Source organism: Streptomyces sp. NPDC002623 (assembly GCF_053592635.1).
This window is the reverse complement of record NZ_JBSFWB010000016.1, coordinates 166,719-183,381: the sequence shown is the minus strand read 5'-3', so window position 1 is coordinate 183,381 and position 16,663 is coordinate 166,719. Positions and strand designations below refer to the sequence as shown.

The 16,663-nt window shown below is 70.5% G+C and carries 20 protein-coding genes; 12 read left to right on the top strand and 8 right to left on the bottom strand.

Annotated features, from left to right (window positions below; translation table 11 throughout):
* Positions 1 to 4: 4 nt before the first annotated feature.
* Positions 5 to 907 (top strand): LysR family transcriptional regulator, encoded by a 903-nt coding sequence (locus ACWD4O_RS27925; RefSeq protein WP_451283871.1) that lies wholly within the window; start codon positions 5 to 7, stop codon positions 905 to 907.
* Positions 908 to 927: 20 nt separating this feature from the next.
* Here ACWD4O_RS27925 and ACWD4O_RS27920 read toward each other — a convergent pair whose 3' ends face one another.
* A complete protein-coding gene (locus ACWD4O_RS27920; protein ID WP_451283869.1) occupies positions 928 to 1,395 on the bottom strand; it encodes a pyridoxamine 5'-phosphate oxidase family protein in 468 nt (155 codons plus the stop codon).
* Positions 1,396 to 1,519: 124 nt separating this feature from the next.
* Between ACWD4O_RS27920 and ACWD4O_RS27915 the strand changes: the two genes are divergently transcribed.
* Positions 1,520 to 2,167, top strand: a complete 648-nt coding sequence (locus ACWD4O_RS27915) for a cysteine hydrolase (protein WP_451283868.1) — start codon at positions 1,520 to 1,522, stop codon at positions 2,165 to 2,167.
* Here the strand turns inward: ACWD4O_RS27915 and ACWD4O_RS27910 are convergent.
* Positions 2,154 to 2,666 (bottom strand): Rieske (2Fe-2S) protein, encoded by a 513-nt coding sequence (locus tag ACWD4O_RS27910; protein WP_451283866.1) that lies wholly within the window; start codon positions 2,664 to 2,666, stop codon positions 2,154 to 2,156. The two genes, ACWD4O_RS27915 and ACWD4O_RS27910, sit on opposite strands and share 14 nt — an antisense overlap.
* Positions 2,667 to 2,859: 193 nt before the next feature.
* Here ACWD4O_RS27910 and ACWD4O_RS27905 point away from each other — a divergent pair, with 193 nt between their 5' ends.
* The 7 genes from ACWD4O_RS27905 (at position 2,860) to ACWD4O_RS27875 (ending at position 8,896) form a co-directional block, all read left to right on the top strand.
* Positions 2,860 to 3,615 (top strand): HipA family kinase, encoded by a 756-nt coding sequence (locus tag ACWD4O_RS27905; protein ID WP_451283864.1) that lies wholly within the window; start codon positions 2,860 to 2,862, stop codon positions 3,613 to 3,615.
* Entirely contained in the window at positions 3,612 to 4,028 is a 417-nt protein-coding gene (locus ACWD4O_RS27900) for a DUF3037 domain-containing protein (RefSeq protein ID WP_351916281.1), read from the top strand. Before ACWD4O_RS27905 ends, ACWD4O_RS27900 begins: the two co-directional genes overlap by 4 nt.
* Before the next feature lie 176 nt (positions 4,029 to 4,204).
* On the top strand, positions 4,205 to 4,966 hold the full coding sequence (fabG, locus tag ACWD4O_RS27895; RefSeq protein WP_450949435.1) for a 3-oxoacyl-ACP reductase FabG: 762 nt from the start codon (positions 4,205 to 4,207) through the stop codon (positions 4,964 to 4,966).
* Positions 4,967 to 4,997: 31 nt separating this feature from the next.
* A complete protein-coding gene (locus ACWD4O_RS27890) occupies positions 4,998 to 5,759 on the top strand; it encodes an SDR family oxidoreductase (RefSeq protein WP_450949434.1) in 762 nt (253 codons plus the stop codon).
* 195 nt (positions 5,760 to 5,954) lie between these two features.
* Entirely contained in the window at positions 5,955 to 7,535 is a 1,581-nt protein-coding gene (locus ACWD4O_RS27885) for an ABC transporter substrate-binding protein (protein WP_451283862.1), read from the top strand.
* 69 nt (positions 7,536 to 7,604) lie between these two features.
* Positions 7,605 to 8,288, top strand: a complete 684-nt coding sequence (ung, locus tag ACWD4O_RS27880) for a uracil-DNA glycosylase (RefSeq protein ID WP_451283860.1) — start codon at positions 7,605 to 7,607, stop codon at positions 8,286 to 8,288.
* 137 nt (positions 8,289 to 8,425) lie between these two features.
* The gene (locus ACWD4O_RS27875; protein WP_451283858.1) at positions 8,426 to 8,896 is read left to right on the top strand and encodes a hypothetical protein; all 471 of its coding nucleotides are present in this window, start codon (positions 8,426 to 8,428) and stop codon (positions 8,894 to 8,896) included.
* Between the two features lie 60 nt (positions 8,897 to 8,956).
* Here the strand turns inward: ACWD4O_RS27875 and ACWD4O_RS27870 are convergent, their stop codons facing one another.
* Entirely contained in the window at positions 8,957 to 9,433 is a 477-nt protein-coding gene (locus ACWD4O_RS27870; RefSeq protein ID WP_451283856.1) for a hypothetical protein, read from the bottom strand.
* Between the two features lie 221 nt (positions 9,434 to 9,654).
* Between ACWD4O_RS27870 and ACWD4O_RS27865 the strand changes: the two genes are divergently transcribed.
* A complete protein-coding gene (locus tag ACWD4O_RS27865) occupies positions 9,655 to 10,566 on the top strand; it encodes a Gfo/Idh/MocA family protein (RefSeq protein WP_451283956.1) in 912 nt (303 codons plus the stop codon).
* Here the strand turns inward: ACWD4O_RS27865 and lnt are convergent.
* Both lnt and ACWD4O_RS27855 read right to left on the bottom strand, forming a co-directional pair.
* Entirely contained in the window at positions 10,484 to 12,067 is a 1,584-nt protein-coding gene (gene lnt / locus ACWD4O_RS27860) for an apolipoprotein N-acyltransferase (protein ID WP_451283854.1), read from the bottom strand. The genes ACWD4O_RS27865 and lnt overlap by 83 nt on opposite strands.
* Before the next feature lie 70 nt (positions 12,068 to 12,137).
* Entirely contained in the window at positions 12,138 to 12,608 is a 471-nt protein-coding gene (locus ACWD4O_RS27855) for a nuclear transport factor 2 family protein (protein ID WP_451283852.1), read from the bottom strand.
* A gap of 213 nt (positions 12,609 to 12,821) precedes the next feature.
* Between ACWD4O_RS27855 and ACWD4O_RS27850 the strand changes: the two genes are divergently transcribed.
* The gene (locus ACWD4O_RS27850) at positions 12,822 to 13,397 is read left to right on the top strand and encodes an AMIN-like domain-containing (lipo)protein (protein ID WP_451283850.1); all 576 of its coding nucleotides are present in this window, start codon (positions 12,822 to 12,824) and stop codon (positions 13,395 to 13,397) included.
* 179 nt (positions 13,398 to 13,576) lie between these two features.
* Positions 13,577 to 14,254 (top strand): DUF4389 domain-containing protein, encoded by a 678-nt coding sequence (locus ACWD4O_RS27845; RefSeq protein WP_451283848.1) that lies wholly within the window; start codon positions 13,577 to 13,579, stop codon positions 14,252 to 14,254.
* 42 nt (positions 14,255 to 14,296) lie between these two features.
* Here ACWD4O_RS27845 and ACWD4O_RS27840 read toward each other — a convergent pair whose 3' ends face one another.
* The 3 genes from ACWD4O_RS27840 to ACWD4O_RS27830 form a co-directional block, all read right to left on the bottom strand.
* Positions 14,297 to 15,319: an LLM class flavin-dependent oxidoreductase gene (locus ACWD4O_RS27840; RefSeq protein WP_451283846.1), complete on the bottom strand. Its 1,023-nt coding sequence runs from the start codon at positions 15,317 to 15,319 to the stop codon at positions 14,297 to 14,299.
* A gap of 105 nt (positions 15,320 to 15,424) precedes the next feature.
* Positions 15,425 to 15,604 (bottom strand): hypothetical protein, encoded by a 180-nt coding sequence (locus ACWD4O_RS27835; RefSeq protein WP_358808116.1) that lies wholly within the window; start codon positions 15,602 to 15,604, stop codon positions 15,425 to 15,427.
* 147 nt (positions 15,605 to 15,751) lie between these two features.
* The gene (locus ACWD4O_RS27830) at positions 15,752 to 16,627 is read right to left on the bottom strand and encodes an undecaprenyl-diphosphate phosphatase (RefSeq protein ID WP_398425702.1); all 876 of its coding nucleotides are present in this window, start codon (positions 16,625 to 16,627) and stop codon (positions 15,752 to 15,754) included.
* Positions 16,628 to 16,663 lie beyond the last annotated feature (36 nt).

The window sequence follows — 16,663 nt, the reverse complement described above, 5'->3', positions numbered from 1 at the left end:
TTACATGTTGAACCTGGAGCGCCTGCGCACCCTCGACGCCCTCGCCCGGCACGGATCGGTCAGCGCTGCCGCGACGGGGCTGCACATCACCACCTCGGCCGTCTCGCAGCAGCTGGCCAAGCTGGAGCGGGAGGTCGGGCAGCGGCTGCTCGCCAAGCAGGGGCGGGGCGTGCGGCTGACGGACGCCGGACGGCTGCTCGCCGACCACGCCTCCCGGATCCTGTCCCAGGTCGAACTCGCCCAGGTCGACCTGGAGGCCCAACGCGGGCAGGTGGCGGGGGAGTTGAGACTGTCCGCGTTCCCGACCGCGGCGCGGGGGCTGTTTCCCGTCGCCCTCGCGGCGCTGCGCAAGGCGCACCCCGCGCTGCGGCTGCGCTCGTACGAGATGGAGCCGGAGCGCGGCATCACCGGCGTCGTGCGGGGCGACCTCGACCTCGCCGTCGTCCTGGACTGGTACAACAAGCCGATGCCGGTGCCGGACGGCCTGCTCAAGGCGTCCATTCTCGACGATCCCGCCGATGTCGCCATGCCTGCCGGGCATCCCCTCGCGGGCCGGGACGAGGTGGACCTCGGGGAGTTCGCCGAGGACGAGTGGATCACCTGGGGCGAGGGCGAGTTCTGCCACGAGTGGCTGATGCTCACGCTGCGCTCACGGGGCGTCGAGCCGATCGTCGGCCACCGGGCGGCCGAGACGCACACCCAACTCGGTCTGGTGGCAGCCGGGTTGGGTGTCTGCGTCGCGCCCCTGCTCGGACGTCACCCGGTGCCCGAGGGAGTCGTGATGGTCCCGTTGCGCCAGCGCGTGCGCCGGCATGTGTACGTGGTCTGGCGGGCGGACGCCGACCGCCGCCCGTCGATCCGGGCGGCGGTCGGGGCGCTCAAGGAGGCGGGCCGGTCGCTGAGCTGAGCCGACCGGCCGGACAGCTCCTACGCGCCGCCCAGTTTGCGGAAGTCCCAGGACACGATCTTGGCCGGGTTCAGTCGCACCCATGCGTGCCGGCCGTCGTGCGGCATCGCGTCCAGACCGAAGTTCTTGCGGGCGAACAGCGTCTCCACGGCGTCGAGTTCGGCGCACAGCTCGCCGGTGCGCGGGGCCTCGCCCACGAAGTCCACGGGGCCGGACAGCTCGACGCCGCGCAGCGCGTCGTACTCCTCGCCCGTGTCGATCACGATCGCGACCCGGGGATCGCGGCACAGGTCCGCCCAGCGCTTGCTGCGCACGACCGAGTACAGCCAGAGCGCGGTGCCGTCCCAGAGGAACCACAGAGCGCTGACGTGCGGGGCGCCGTCGGCGGACACGGTCGCGACCCGACAGGTGCGCTGGTCGGCGAGGAACGCGTCCAGCTCGCCCGACGTCATCATGATCTTCCGGCCCCGGCGCTGAGTGACGGTCATCCGGCCCCCTCATTCTTCTTCTCTTGTCGCTGCTTCCCGTGTACTGCTTCCCTCGTACTGCTTACCAGTACGACTTTTCTGACACTGTGTCAGAAAAGCAAGAGTCATGACATCAGGGGGAGTTGTGCCGTCGTCCGAAGAGCTCAAGGACCTCCTCGACCCCGACTCCACCGTGCTGCTCACGGTGGAGTGCCAGCAGGGCGTCGTCGGCCCCGGTGCCGCACTGCCTCAACTCGCCGCCGCCGCCCGCGAGTCGGGTGCCCTTGTCAACGTGGGCCGACTGGTCGACGCCGCGCACGAACGCGGTGTCCAGGTCATGCACGCCATCGCCGAGCGCCGTCCCGACGGCCGGGGCGCGAACCGCAACGCCCGTCTGTTCCGTGCTGCCGAACGCTTCCCCGTCCAGCAGCTCGGCGGTACCGCCGCGACCCGTCTCGCGCCCCCGATCGAGGTCGCCGAGCAGGACCTCGTCGTACGGCGGCTGCACGGGCTGTCGCCCGTCCAGGGCACCGATGTCGACGCCCTGCTGCGCAACCTGGGCTGCCGCACCCTGGTGGTGAGCGGCGTCTCGGCCAACGTCGCGATCCCGAACACCGTCTTCGACGCCGTCAACCGGGGTTATACGGTCGTCGTGCCGTCGGACGCCATCGCGGGGGTGCCTGCCGACTACACCCCCGCGATGATCCGTCACACCCTCGCATTGGTCGCCACGGTCGCGACCACGGACGAGGTGCTGGACTGCCTCCGGCGGACGGCCGTCAGGCCAGAGTGATCGAGTCGCCGCTGACGGTGATCGCCACCTCCGGCAGCGCCTTCTGCGCGGGACCGCTCTTCACGCTGCCGTCCGTGATCGAGAAGTTGCTGTTGTGACACGGGCAGTTGATCACGCCGTCGGCGATGCTCTTCACCGCACAGCCCTGGTGCGTGCACACCGCGGAGAACGCCTTGTACGTGCCCGCCGTCGGCTGGGTGACGACCACCTTCTCGGAGTCGAAGACCTTGCCGCCGCCCTCGGGTATGTCGGCGGTCGTGGTGAGCGCGGCGCCGGCCGCGGCGTTGTCCCCGCCGCCCGTGCCGCCGGTGCTCGCGGCCTCGGTGCTGCCGGTGGAACCGGTGGAACCCGACGTGCCGGCCGACGAGGACGAGCTCGACGAGTCGTCGTCGGAGCCGCCGCACGCGGTCAGCGCGACGGAGAGCCCTGCGGCTCCGGCGGCGGCCACGACGGCACGGCGGGCGGGCCCCGACGCGGACTTGATCGATGCGCTGGTCATGCTGGGGGGTTCCCTTCCAAAGGGGGTGCGTGGATCTGTCAAGAGGTACGAGCCGTGGACGTCGCTTGTTCAGCGCCCCCGTCAAGTCCGGACAGTGTCGAGATCTTGACCCGTTCGACATGAGCGCGGCGTAAGCCAGAGCTGTCGCGGAGCTGTCGGCCGGACATCGCTCCAGGCCCAGTAACCTGGGGCGATGCTCAAGGAAGTCACCGCGACCCGCTATGTCACCCCCTTGCGTGAGGGCGGCTCGCTGCCGGGACTCGTCGAGGCCGACGACTTCGGTGTATACGTCATGAAGTTCACCGGCGCCGGGCAGGGCCGCAAGACGCTGGTCGCGGAGGTCGTCTGCGGCGAGCTGGCCCGCAGACTGGGCCTGCGGGTGCCCCGGCTGGTGACCGTGGAGCTCGACGTCCTGCTGGGACTCGGCGAACCCGACCAGCAGGTGCAGGAGTTGCTGAAGTCCAGCGGCGGGACCAACCTCGGCATGGACTTCCTCTCCGGAGCCCTCGGCTTCGACCCGCTCGCCTTCCCGGTGAGCCCCGAGGAGGCCGGCCGGATCGTCTGGTTCGACGCGCTGGTGAACAACGTCGACCGCTCCTGGCGCAACCCCAACCTGCTGGTGCACCGCGGCGACCTGTGGCTCATCGACCACGGCGCCACCATGATCTGGCAGCACAACTGGCCCACCGCCGAGACCTCCGCGGCCCGCCCCTACGACGCCGGCGACCACACGCTCGCCCCCTTCGCGCCGGACGTCGCGGCCGCGGCGGCCGAGCTGGCGCCGCTGGTCACCGCCGAGCTGCTCGCCGAGGTCACCGCCGAGATCCCCGACGTCTGGCTGACGGACGAGCCCGGCTTCGACAGCCCGGACGCGCTCCGGCGCGCCTACGCGGCGCCTCTCCTCGCGCGCGCAGCCGTCATCCACGACCGCATCAAGGGGACCAAGTGAACGACCGCCACATCATCCGGCCGGGCCAGGGCGGCGACCGGGACGTCTTCGAGTACGCCCTGCTGCGCGTCGTTCCGCGCGTCGAACGCGGCGAGTGCATCAACGCGGGTGTACTGGTGTACTGCCGCGGCCAGGACTACGTCGGCGCCCGCACCCACCTCGACGAGACGAAGCTCCTCGCGCTGGACCCGGAGGCGGACGTCGCCGGGGTGCGGGCCGCCCTGCGGGCGGTCGAGGGCGTGTGCGCGGGCGGCGCGGCGGCCGGGCAGGCGGCGCACGACGACGCCGGGCGGCGCTTCCGCTGGCTCATCGCGCCCCGCTCGACGGTCGTCCAGCCGGGCCCCGTGCACACCGGGCTCACCACCGATCCGGCGGCCGAGACGGAGCGGTTGCTTCAGCTGCTGGTGAGGTAATGGATCACACCGGCGTCGTGTGGCGTTGACACCGGGTGCCAGGGCTTCTAGCGTCACGTCTGCCGAAGGTACTAAGCGGTCGCTCACCACTCGGGCGCAGCAGACTTCTCAGGTCGGGCTTTCGTCAGGCCAGGCATTCTCAGGTCAGGCATTCTCAAGGGCGAGGAGAACCAGCAATGTCCACCAATGAGCAGCGGGTCGCCGTGGTCACGGGCGGGGCGCGCGGCATCGGAGCCGCCACCGCCGTACGACTGGCCGCCGAGGGCCGCGCGGTCGCGGTCGTCGACCTCGACGAGGCCGCCTGCAAGGACACCGTCGAGAAGATCACCGCGGCGGGGGGCAAGGCCATCGCCGTCGGCGCCGACGTCTCCGACGAGGCCCAGGTCGAGGCCGCGATCGCCCGCGTCGTCGCGGAGCTCGGCGCGCCGACGATCCTCGTCAACAACGCGGGCGTGCTCCGCGACAACCTGCTGTTCAAGATGAGCACCGGCGACTGGGACACCGTCCTCAACGTGCACCTGCGCGGCTCGTTCCTGATGACCAAGGCCGTCCAGAAGCACATGGTCGACGCCGGCTTCGGACGGGTCGTCAACCTGTCCTCCTCCTCGGCGCTCGGCAACCGCGGCCAGGCCAACTACTCCGCCGCCAAGGCCGGTCTGCAGGGCTTCACCAAGACCCTCGCCATCGAGCTCGGCAAGTTCGGCATCACCGCCAACGCCGTCGCCCCCGGCTTCATCGCCACCGACATGACCGCCGCGACCGCCGCCCGCGTCGGCATGGGCTTCGAGGAGTTCAAGGCCGCGGCCGCCACCCAGATCCCGGTCGCGCGCGTCGGCGAGCCCGACGACATCGCCAACGCGATCGCCTTCTTCACGAACGAGGCCGCCGGCTTCGTCTCCGGCCAGGTGCTGTACGTCGCCGGCGGACCGCTCGACTAACGGCCACAAGGGACGACTGAGGATCACCGACATGACTGAACTGCCCGCACTCTCCGGCAAGGTCGCCCTTGTCACCGGTGCCAGCCGGGGCATCGGCTACGGCGTCGCCGAGGCGCTCATCGCCCGCGGCGACCGGGTCTGCATCACCGGCCGCAACGAGGACGCCCTCAAGGAGGCCGTCGAACAGCTCGGCGCCGACCGCGTCATCGGCGTCGCCGGCAAGGCGCACGACCTCGCCCACCAGGCCGCCGCCGTCGAGCGCACGATGGAGGCCTTCGGCCGCGTCGACTTCCTGGTCAACAACGCCGGTACGAACCCGGTGTTCGGGCCGATCGCCGACCTCGACCTGGACGTGGCCCGCAAGGTCTTCGAGACCAACGTGGTCTCCGCGCTCGGCTTCGCGCAGAAGACCTGGCACGCCTGGCAGAAGGACAACGGCGGCGCGATCGTCAACATCTCCTCCGTCGCGGGCCTGTCCGCCTCGCCGTTCATCGGCGCGTACGGCATCAGCAAGGCCGCGATGATCAACCTGACCCAGCAGCTGGCGCACGAGTTCGCGCCGCGCGTGCGGGTCAACGCGATCGCCCCGGCCGTGGTGAAGACCAAGTTCGCCGCCGCCCTGTACGAGGGCCGCGAGGCGGAGGCGGCCGCCGCCTACCCGCTCGCCCGGCTCGGCGTGCCCTCCGACATCGGCGGCACCGCCGCGTTCCTGACCTCGGAGCAGTCGGACTGGATCACCGGCCAGACGCTCGTCGTCGACGGCGGCATCTTCCTCAACGCCGGCGTGGCCTGAGCCCCGACGCGCGCGACCGGGCGCCGTTTCCTTGACGGAAACGGCGCCCGTGTCGTCACCCTTGCGTCGCACACGGTGATGACAACGTCGTCAAACCAAAAGTGATCAATACCGCTGCACAGCCGCCGGTTCAGGCCGCGCGGGGCTGCGGTATGGTCTGCCAACCCTTGGCATGGCAGATCGAGGAGCGTGCACGTGTTCAACCGGAACCGATCCTTGCAGCAGGTGGCTGCGATCGTGTCCATATCCCTGGTGGCCGGGTGCAGCCTCCTGGGGGAGGAGAGCTCCGACGACGCCGGACCGATCGTCGTGGGCACCACCAGTGCTCCCAGCACGCTGGACCCCGCGGCCTCGTGGGACAGCTCCTGGGAGCTGTTCCGCAACGTCTATCAGACGCTCCTGAACTACAGCCCCGGTGGAACCACCCCCGAGCCCGACGCCGCCGAGAGCTGCGAGTTCACGGACAGCACGAGCACCGTGTACAGCTGCAAGCTGCGCGAGGGCCTGAAGTTCTCCAACGGGCACACGTTGGACGCCAAGGCCGTCAAGTACTCGTTCGACCGGATCAAGAAGATCAACGTCAACGGCGGCCCCACGGGTCTGCTGGGAACACTCTCCCGGGTTCAGGCGAAGGGCGACCGAGAGGTCATCTTCCAGCTCAGCCAACCCGACGCCACCTTCCCCCTGGTGCTCACCACGCCCGCCATGTCGATCGTGGACCCCGAGGACTACCCCGCGAACGCGCTCCGCGAGGACGGGAAGATCAGCGGCTCGGGACCCTACAGCCTCGACTCCTACGAAGAGGGCAAGAAGGCCACGCTCGTCCGCAACGGCAACTACAAGGGCATAGCGGACCTCAAGAACGACGCCGTCACCATCCGCTACTTCCCGCAGTCGAGCGAGCTGGTCAAGGCACTCAAGAACAAGGAGATCTCGGTCGTCTACCGCGGTCTCGGCGCCTCCGACACCGTGGACATCGAGAGCAACCAGCAGGACGAGGGGCTCCAGCTGGTGGAGAACCCCACCACCGAGATCAGCTATCTGGTGTTCAACCCCAGCGACCCGTGGGCCGCGAAGCCCGCGGTCCGCAAGGCCATCGCACAGATCGTCGACCGCTCGGCACTCGTGCACAAGGTCTACAAGGACACCGTCGAGCCGCTGTACTCGATGGTCCCTGCCGGACTCACCGGCCACACCACGGGCTTCTTCGACGACTTCGGAGACCCCAGTGTGGCCAAGGCCAAGAAGCTCCTCAGGGACGAGGGGATCACCGAACGTGTCCCGCTGACCCTCTGGTACACCAGCGACCGCTACGGCTCGACGACCAAGCCCGCCTTCGAGGAGCTGAAGCGGCAGCTGGAGGCCTCCGGCCTCTTCACGATCACCCTCAAGAGCCGCCCCTGGAAGACCTACGTCAAGGGCTACCAGAACGGCGAGTACCCGGTGTTCGGGCGCGGTTGGTTCCCCGACTTCAACGACGCCGACAACTTCATCGCGCCCTTCGTGGGCGAGCAGAACGCGCTCGGAACCCCGTACGAAGCCCCCGAGATCACCGGCAAGCTGCTGCCGGAGTCGCGCGCGCAGGGCGATCGCGCGGCCGTGGCGCGGCAGATCGAGGCCGCTCAGCAGATCTTCGTGGACGACGCACGGCTGCTGCCGCTGTGGCAGGGCAAGCAGTATGTGGCCGCGGACGAGGAGATCGCCGGTCTCGAGAAGGTCATCGACCCGGCGACCATGATGACGATGTGGGAGCTGTACCGGAAGACCAGCTGGTAGCGGCGAACTGTCAGTGGTCGCCTGTAGGTTCTGTGGTCTGGAAGTGACCGCACAACGGAGGACGTCGACGTGACCGACAACGCCATGCTGCCCGAGTCCTGGCACGGGGTTCTGGGCGACGAGCTGCAGCAGCCCTACTTCAAGGAGCTGACGGAGTTCGTCGAGGAGGAGCGGGCGAAGGGGCCCGTCTACCCTCCCCGCGAGGAGGTGTTCGCCGCACTCGACGCGACGCCGTACGAGCAGGTGAAGGTGCTCGTCCTCGGCCAGGACCCGTACCATGGCGAGGGCCAGGGGCACGGACTGTGCTTCTCGGTGCAGCCGGGAGTGAAGATCCCGCCGTCGCTGAGGAACATCTACAAGGAGATGCACGAGGAGCTGGGCACCCCGATCCCGGACAACGGGTATCTGATGCCGTGGGCCCAGCAGGGCGTCCTGCTGCTCAACGCGGTCCTCACGGTCCGCTCCGGCGAGGCGAACTCGCACAAGGGCAAGGGCTGGGAGAAGTTCACGGACGCGGTGATCCGCGCCGTGGCCGACCGGCCCGACCCGGCCGTCTTCGTGCTGTGGGGCAACTACGCGCAGAAGAAGCTGCCGCTCATCGACGAGAGCCGGCACATCGTGGTCAAGGGCGCGCACCCCTCGCCGCTGTCGGCGAAGAAGTTCTTCGGCTCCCGTCCGTTCACGCAGATCGACGCGGCGGTGGCACAGCAGGGCCACGAGCCGATCGACTGGACGATCCCGAACCTGACCTGACCTGAGCTGACCTGTTCTGGCCTGATCTGATCTGTACGCTCCTGGCCGGACTTCTCCGGCCCCGGCCCCGGTGCCGCCTGACCCCGATCGCCGGTGCGTGCGGCTAGCGTCGACGCATCGGCGCAAGGGAGGCCTGGGTGGCGGAGAGACAGGGGCGGACGGCGTCGGAGACGCTGCTCACGCGGATCGGGCAGGTCGTGATGCTGCACCACGGGGGAGACCGCGAGGAGGCCCGGCACCGGCTCCTCGACCTGTGGACGGAGGTCGGCGAGGACGGCGACCCGCTGCACCGCTGCACCCTCGCCCACTACCTGGCCGACACCCACGACGACCCGTCGGACGAACTGGCCTGGGACCTGCGGGCGCTGACGGCGGCGCAGGAGCACGAGGGGTCGGTGGAGGTGCGGGCGCTCTATCCGTCCCTGCACCTCAACCTGGCGGCGGACTACGTGAAGCTCGACCACGCCGAGGCCGCCCGGACCCATGTCCGCAGGGCGCGCAGGGCGGCCGCGGCGCTGGGCGACGACAGCTACGGGGACGGCGTACGGGCGGCGATCAGCAGGATGGAGCTGAGACTGGGGGAGGGGGAGTGGCGTCGGGAGGGGTGATCCGGGAGGCGTGAACCGGGTCGGGCGAACCGGGACGGGTGAACCGGAGGGCGTGAACCCTCATCGTCCGTAGGCCTGTTCGCAGATCACCGCTTCCGGGCTGTCCCGCTGCCATCCGCCGTACTTCCTGCCGAGCGCGCACACATCGGTGTTCCTGCGCACCTCCGCCTCCACATCCGGAATCTCCACCCGCGGCAGTGCGTGCCGTCGCGGCTCCGGGTGGGGCGGCCGGGCGTGCGGATGCGAACGGGGCGCGGGCGGCTGCTCGGCCGGCGCCGCCGCCGTCCGCCGCCGCTGGGCCGGGGTGGCCGGCGCCGTCGGTTCCGGTTTCCTGGACGGCGCGATCATCTCCAGCGCCTCACGGGCCGGCGCCTGCACGATCTGCGTCTCGGCCTGCCCGTCCGGCCGCGGCACGGACGGCCGGGAGGGGGCCAGGGCCGGACCCGGCGCGGGCGGACGCTGGACGGTCATGCACCCGGAGAGGGCCGAGAAGGCCACGGTGACCAGGAGCGTGGCGGCGGTAGTCGTTCGATGCACCCGCGCAACTCTGGCGGTTGCGGCCGCCCGAGCAACAGCGGACCACCCGAGGTTGCCCCACACGGGTGATCTCGTACCCCGTAGGGAGGGAGCAACCCCGAACACGCTGACGGCCGGGCACTGCTCCCCGCATGGGGACCCCGAGCCCACCGCGCCTGCCACGGGGTTTCCGGTGGGTCGTATGCTGCCGTGGAGACAGGCGAGCAGTGAGGGAGCACCCCGTGAAGGTCGGCTGCATCGGACTCGGCGACATCGCGCAGAAGGCGTATCTGCCGGTGCTCGGCGCGTTGCCCGGGGTCGAACTCCATCTGCAGACCCGCACCCCGGCCACCCTCGACCGGGTCGCCGACACCCTTCGGCTGCCCCGCGAGCAGCGGCACCGCGACCTCGACGCGCTGCTCGGCGTCGGCCTGGACGCGGCGTTCGTGCACGCGCCCACCGCAGCCCACCCCGAGATCGTCGCCCGGCTGCTGGAAGCGGGCGTCCCGACGTACGTCGACAAGCCCCTCGCCTACGAACTCGCCGACTCCGAACGGCTCGTGGCGCTCGCGCAGACGCGCGACACGTCCCTCGCCGTCGGATTCAACCGGCGTTTCGCGCCCGGGTACGCGCAGTGCGCCGACCATCCGCGCGAGCTGATCATCATGCAGAAGAACCGGATCGGACTGCCCGAGGAACCGCGCAGGATGGTCCTCGACGACTTCATCCACGTCGTCGACACCCTGCGCTTCCTGGCGCCGGGCCCGGTCGACGACGTGACCGTGCGCGCCCGCGTCGAGGAGGGGCTGCTGCACCACATAGTCCTCCAGCTCAGCGGGGACGGCTTCACCGCACTCGGTGTGATGAACCGGCTCAGCGGCTCGAACGAGGAGATCCTGGAGGTGTCCGGGCAGGACACCAAGCGGCAGGTCGTCAACCTCGCCGAGGTCATCGACCACAAGGGGCAGCCGACCGTGCGGCGGCGCGGCGACTGGGTCCCGGTGGCCCGGCAGCGCGGTATCGAGCAGGCGGTGCTCGCCTTCCTGGACGCCGTGCGCGCGGGAAAGGTGCTCAGCGCCCGGGACGCGTTGGCGACTCATGAGCTGTGCGAGCAGGTGGTCCGAGCGGTGCGGGACGAGTCCGCCGCAGCCTGACCGCCCGGCTCCCCTCGGTGAGGCCGAGGGCCGCGAGCGTCAGCAGCGCCAGGTGGACCGGCCAGTCGCCGTACCGGACGTACGGGGTGACGCCGTCGGCGAGCGGGACCTCGTAGACGGCCGTCGTGCTCGCCTCCGTGCCCAGCCATGAGCCGATGCGCCGGCCGCTCGCGTCGTACACCGCGGAGACGCCGGTGAGGGTGGAGTGGACGAACGGCCGCCCGGTCTCCGCGGCGCGCAGCGCTCCCAGCGAGGCGTGCTCCGCGGGCGCCCAGCTGTGCTGGAAGGTCGAGGTCGACGACTGGGCGACGAGCACGTCGCTGCCGTCCTCGGCGAGATGCCGGCTCATGTCGGGGAAGGCCGTCTCGAAGCACACCATCGGCCCGATGCGCAGGCCCGGCGCGGCGTCCATCACGACCTGCCCGGCGCCGCGCCGCCGGTCCTCGCCGGCCGCCTTGCCGACGGAGGTGGCCCAGCCGAGCAGCGAACGGGCCGGTATGTACTCGCCGAACGGCACCAGGCGCATCTTGTCGTACCGGTCTCCGGTCTGGCCGTCGGGGCCGACGAGGATCGAGCTCTTGTAGATGCCGGGCCGGTCGGAGCGGCGGGCGTCGACGTTGACGAGGATGTCGGCGCCGGTCGCGCGGGACAACCGGGCGAGGCGATCGGCCAGATCGGGCCGCTCGGCGAGGTCGTACCCGACACTGCTCTCGCCCCAGACGATCAGATCGACGTCCTGCCCGACCAGCCGTCGGGTCAACTGCTCCTCGCGGTCGAAGCGTCGGTCGGGCCCGTCGATCACACCCGGCTGGACGACGGCGATCCGGGCCTGTCCGTCGACGTCGGGGCGCGGCGCCCACACCCAGGCGGCCGAGGCCGTGGCGGCGGTGGCGACCAGCCCGGCGAGCGCCGGCAGCCGGGACGAGGGAAGCGCGACGAGGACGGCGGCGGCCACGTTGACCGCCACCACCAGCAGGCTCAGCAGCCACACCCCGCCGACGGAGGCGAGCCGCAACGCGGGCTGCACCTGCCACTGACTGGCCCCGAGCATGCCCCACGGCCCGCCGAGCCCCTGCCAGGAGCGGACGAGTTCCACGGCCAGCCAGGCCGAGGGCAGGACGAGCAGCGCGGCCGCCACCCGCCCGCGGGACGGCATCGCGTCCGCGGCGAGGAACCGGCGCACCAGCCACCCCCACGGAGCCCACAGGGCGCCCAGCAGCGCGGCGATGAGAAGCGTGAACACGTGCAGGGACGGCAGCAGCCAGTGATGCATCGCCAGCATGAACCCGAAGCCGCCGCTCCAGCCGTCGTACGCCGCCCGCCGCCCCGTCGGCGCGGAGCGGGCGAGCAGGATCCAGGGGACGAGCGCGAGGTAGGCCCACCACCACAGGGCCGGCGCCGGGAACGCGAGCACGGGCAGCGCGCCCGCGAGAGCCGCGACGGCCGAACGCCGCCAGGGGGAGGTGAGCCAGTGTCCGAACCCCTGCGTGAACCCCTGCATGCCTCCAGTGTGCGCGCCGCGGACGATCTCCGACAGAGTGCTTTTCGGCTCGGCAGGAGCGCGTTTCGGCTCAGCCGGGCAGCTGTCGCCATTTCTCCCGTACGACCACCTCGCGCACCCGCCAGCCGTCGTACGTCCGCAGCAGACCGAAGGTGTACCGGCCGCCGCAGACGAAGTCGGGGGCGCCGGCCGCGGAGCCGTCGGAGGCGTCGGCGGTCAACCGCATCGGGTTGACGTAGTCGGCCTGCACCCGGGCGGTGTCCCCGGTGTCCTGCTCCAGGATCCCGAAGCGCAGCCGGCGGTTGACGATGAGGTGCTGCCGCATCGCGAACACCCGCATGGTCTCCGCGAGCCAGGCGGCGACGTTCCCGGCCTCCCCCTCGATGCCTCCGGCGGAACGGTAGTCCGCCCGTCCGTCCGATGTGAAAAGTTCCCGGTACGCCGTCCAGTCACCGTCGTCCACCGCCACGGCGTAGTCGGTGATCAACCCGTCGACGGCCAGTCGGTCCATCACGGTGGCGAGCTCCACACGCTGCGTCATGGCCCCGAGTCTTCGGCATGGGAGCTGATCAGCCAAGGTCTGTGCGGGTGTCGATCCCACGTACGGCTTCCGCGTGCCCCGATCCTCGGCCTTCCATGATCGGTCGTTGCCGTTTCGTGATCGTCCGGGCCTGGTCCGGTCACATGCCGAGCCCAGCGTGAACGAACACGGCCTGGCGCCGTGACCGTGTACTCGATCAATTGGGGAGCAGACATGCGACGACTCGGAACCGCGTTGGCGGCATTGGCGCTGGCGGGAGCCGGCCTCGCGGGGACGGCGGTGACGGCGCAGGCCGACACCGCCACGTCGGCGGTGTGCGAGACCGGGTGGGGGAGCCTGGAGAAGCGGGTGACTCCGGCGGAGGACTACCGGCCCGCGCTGACGAACGTCAGGACCGGTCAGCACGAGTGCTTCGACCGCATGGTCATCGACTACAAGGGCGGCTCGGCCACCGGCGACATCGGCTTCCGCGTCAAGTACGTCGACAAGCTGATCTCGGTCGGCACGGGGGAGATCCCCGTCTCCGGCGGGGCGATCCTGCAGATCGCCGTGGGGCCGAACTACGACCCGGAGACCGGCACGAACTCCTACCCGGGCACGCACGGGCAGCCGCTGCCGGGGGTGGACATCACGGGCTACCAGACCTTCAAGGACACGCGATACGTCGACGCCCTCGAGGACGATGTCGTCATCGGGGTCGGCGTGCGGGCGCGGCTGCCGTTCCGCGTGACGCAGTCGGGCGACCACCTGGTCATCGACGTCGCGCACTCCTGGAACGCCACCTCCTGAGCCACGACCCCGGGGAGGGTCCCGCACGGCATCGAGGCGGCGGCCTCGATGCCGTGCGGTGCGTGGTCGCCGGTTCGCGCCCGGGATGATCGCCCGAGTCGCGGCCGTCCACGGCGCGTGCGAGCCTGAGACTGCGGACTGGTCGCCGCCGGGTGGGGACTCTCGATCGGAGGCGCCCCATGAATCCTGTCACCGTGTCGCCCGTGCGGATCGAGGCGTCTCTCGACCCCCGACTGTCCAGATGGCTGTGGCTGGTGAAGTGGCTTCTGGCCGTCCCGCACTACATCGTGCTGTTCTTCCTCTGGATCGCGTTCGTCCTCGTGACGATCGTCGCGTTCTTCGCCATCCTCTTCACCGGCCGGTACCCGCAGTCCCTCTTCGTCTTCAATGTCGGCGTGCTGCGCTGGAACTGGCGGGTCGGCTACTACGCCCACGCCGCGCTCGGCACCGACCGGTACCCGCCGTTCACCCTCGCGGACGTCCCCGACTACCCCGCGCATCTGGACGTGGCCTACCCCGAGCGGCTCTCGCGCGGACTGGTCCTGGTCAAGTGGTGGCTGCTGGTGATCCCGCAGTACATCGTCGTCGGGATCTTCACCGGCGGGTCGGGCTGGGGATGGGCAGAAGACGACGGCTGGCGCGGCGTCGGCCTGATCCCCTTCCTCTCCCTCGTCGCCGTGGTCGTCCTGGCGTTCACCGCCCGCTACCCGGTCCACCTCTTCGATCTGCTGATCGGCCTGGTCCGCTGGTCCGCGCGGGTGATCGCGTACGCCGCGCTGATGACCGACGTGTACCCGCCGTTCCGGCTCGACATGGGCGGACGGTCCGAACCGCCGACGACGACATCGGCGACATAGGCGACGTCGGCGGGCGGTTCCGGACGGTGACGCGGCGGCGGCCTACTGCGGGATCGAGGCGATCGGTGCTGTCGTGGCCGTCGTATCCGTCGGTGCCATGACGTGCCGTCCGACGAGTTCGTACGACCGCAAGCGGTCGGCCAACGAGTACACGGGCGTGACCAGCATGAGTTCGTCCGCGCGGGTCGCCGCCACCAGGTCCGTCAGGCGCTTCGCCACGGTCTCGGGCGAGCCGACCGCCTGCTGCGCGCGGAAGCCCGCCAGCACCTGCGTCTCCTCAGCGGTGAACGCGTGGGCGGCCGCCTCCGCGGGCGTCGGGAAGGGGAAGTCCCCTCGCCCTTTGAGGAGGCCGGCCTTGACGACGTCCATCGGGCCGGCGAGTCGGGCCGCCGCCTCCTGCGTCTCGGCGCACACGGTTTCCACGCAGACCAGCACGCGTGGGCGCGCGCACCAGCGGGACGGCGCGAAATGCGCGCGGTAGTGCGCGAGCGCGGCGAGGGTGTTGTCGGGACGAATGTGATGGGCGAAGGCGATCGGCAGACCGAGTTCCGCGGCGAGCGCCGCGCCGGCCGTGCTCGAGGACAGCAGCCAGGGCTCCGGGAGCGGGTCGAGGGCGACCTCGTCCACCAGGAGCCGCAGCGTCGCCGCCACGTCGTCTCGGTACTCGTCGTCGGTCGTGGGTCCCGCTCCTCGCCGCAGCGCCCGCGCCGTCGACTCGTCGAAGGTGCCCGGGCCGCGGCCGATGCCGAGGTCGATCCGGTCCGGGTGCAGCGCGGCCAGCGTGCCGAACTGCTCCGCCAGCATGAGCGGAGCGTGGTTCGGAGCCAGCACGCCGCCGGATCCGAGGCGCACGGACGACGTGGACGCCGCCGCGTGAGCGATCAGGACGACGGGAGGGAACGCGCCTATCGCCGGGGAGTGGTGATGCTCGGCATACCAGAGCCGCAGGTAACCGAGGCCCTCGATGCGGCGGGCGAACTCGGCGGTGTCTCGTAACGTGTCCGCGGCCGAGGAGCCCGACTGGACCATGGCCACTTCCAACGCGCTGAACGGCAGGGTGATCATGCGGTCAGTGTAGGGAGGGCCCGGCGCCGCCCGAGGGGCCTGCGCGCAAGGCAGATCGGCACGGGCTGAGCGGCGTGGCGGCGGCCTTGTGCGCGGGGCGGGGGCTCAGGCTGCCGTGACCACGTCACCGCGGATCGCCGCGGCCCACTCGACCACCAGCAGTTCGTACTCGGCCCGCTCCTGGGTCGACAGCGACCCGCCGGCGCGCAGCCAGAGGGCCCGGATCCGCTCGTTTAACTCGGCAGCGGACCGCACGGAACCAGGGACGACAGAATCGGGGGACATGCGGCAAAGCCTAGGCGCATCCACTGACACTGCGCTACGGGACGGCTACGGACACCGATATGGGCTTGGTCACGGTTGATCGATCATCGACGACGGCCGCTCTCCGGTGACTTCCGTCCAGCGGAGAGCGGACCTCGCTCGGTCGGGTCAGCCGGCGGACTCTGCCGCGTGCGGACTCAGGACACCCATGCTGACCAGCACGATCAGCACGATGCCCAGGGCGACGCGGTAGTAGACGAACGGCATGAAGGACTTCGTGCTGATGAACTTCATGAACCAGGCGATCACCGCGTACCCGGTGACGAAGGCGATCACCGTTGCGAACATCGTCGGCCCCCAGGCCACATGGCCGCCCTCCAGCGCGTCCTTCGTCTCGAAGACGCCGGAGGCGAGGACCGCCGGAATGGCCAGCAGGAAGGAGTAGCGGGCCGCGGCCTCGCGCTTGTAGCCCATGAACAGGCCGCCGCTGATGGTGGCGCCGGAGCGCGAGACACCGGGGATGAGGGCGCAGGCCTGGCAGAGGCCGAAGATCAGACCGTCCTTGACGCCCAGGTTCTCCAGGCTCTTGCGCTGCTTGGGCGCGCGGTGCTTCGCGCCCGCCTCGTCCCGGGCCGCGAGCCGGTCGGCGATGCCGATCACGATGCCGACCACGACGAGCATGGTCGCGGTGATCCGCAGATCGCGGAACGGTCCCTCGATCTGGTCCTTGAGGGTGACGCCCAGCAGCCCGATCGGGATCGAGCCGACGATCACCAGCCAGCCCATCTGGGCGTCGTGGTCCTTGCGCATCGTCTTGTCGAAGAGCGACCGGCTCCAGGCCGCGATGATCCGGCCGATGTCCTTGCGGAAGTAGATCAGCACCGCTGCTTCCGTGCCGATCTGGGTGATCGCCGTGAAGGCGGCACCGGGGTCCTCCCAGCCGGAGAACGCCGCGGTCAACCGCAGGTGCGCGCTGGAGGAGACGGGGAGGAACTCGGTCAGCCCCTGGACGAGTCCGAGGATGAGAGATTCGAACCAAGACATGAGGTGAGGAAGTCCAAGCGCCGATCGGAAGGGGCC

Coding starts and splice junctions, on each gene's coding strand:
- ACWD4O_RS27920 (WP_451283869.1), bottom strand. CDS start 1,395: ATGACCGTCACTCAGCGCCGGGGCCGGAAGATCATGATGACGTCGGGC.
- ACWD4O_RS27835 (WP_358808116.1), bottom strand. CDS start 15,604: ATGTCCCCCGATTCTGTCGTCCCTGGTTCCGTGCGGTCCGCTGCCGAG.
- ACWD4O_RS27890 (WP_450949434.1), top strand. CDS start 4,998: ATGACTGAACTGCCCGCACTCTCCGGCAAGGTCGCCCTTGTCACCGGT.
- ACWD4O_RS27910 (WP_451283866.1), bottom strand. CDS start 2,666: ATGACCAGCGCATCGATCAAGTCCGCGTCGGGGCCCGCCCGCCGTGCC.
- ACWD4O_RS27850 (WP_451283850.1), top strand. CDS start 12,822: ATGCGACGACTCGGAACCGCGTTGGCGGCATTGGCGCTGGCGGGAGCC.
- ACWD4O_RS27925 (WP_451283871.1), top strand. CDS start 5: ATGTTGAACCTGGAGCGCCTGCGCACCCTCGACGCCCTCGCCCGGCAC.
- fabG (WP_450949435.1), top strand. CDS start 4,205: ATGTCCACCAATGAGCAGCGGGTCGCCGTGGTCACGGGCGGGGCGCGC.
- ACWD4O_RS27845 (WP_451283848.1), top strand. CDS start 13,577: ATGAATCCTGTCACCGTGTCGCCCGTGCGGATCGAGGCGTCTCTCGAC.
- ACWD4O_RS27855 (WP_451283852.1), bottom strand. CDS start 12,608: ATGACGCAGCGTGTGGAGCTCGCCACCGTGATGGACCGACTGGCCGTC.
- ACWD4O_RS27840 (WP_451283846.1), bottom strand. CDS start 15,319: ATGATCACCCTGCCGTTCAGCGCGTTGGAAGTGGCCATGGTCCAGTCG.
- ACWD4O_RS27830 (WP_398425702.1), bottom strand. CDS start 16,627: ATGTCTTGGTTCGAATCTCTCATCCTCGGACTCGTCCAGGGGCTGACC.
- lnt (WP_451283854.1), bottom strand. CDS start 12,067: ATGCAGGGGTTCACGCAGGGGTTCGGACACTGGCTCACCTCCCCCTGG.
- ACWD4O_RS27905 (WP_451283864.1), top strand. CDS start 2,860: ATGCTCAAGGAAGTCACCGCGACCCGCTATGTCACCCCCTTGCGTGAG.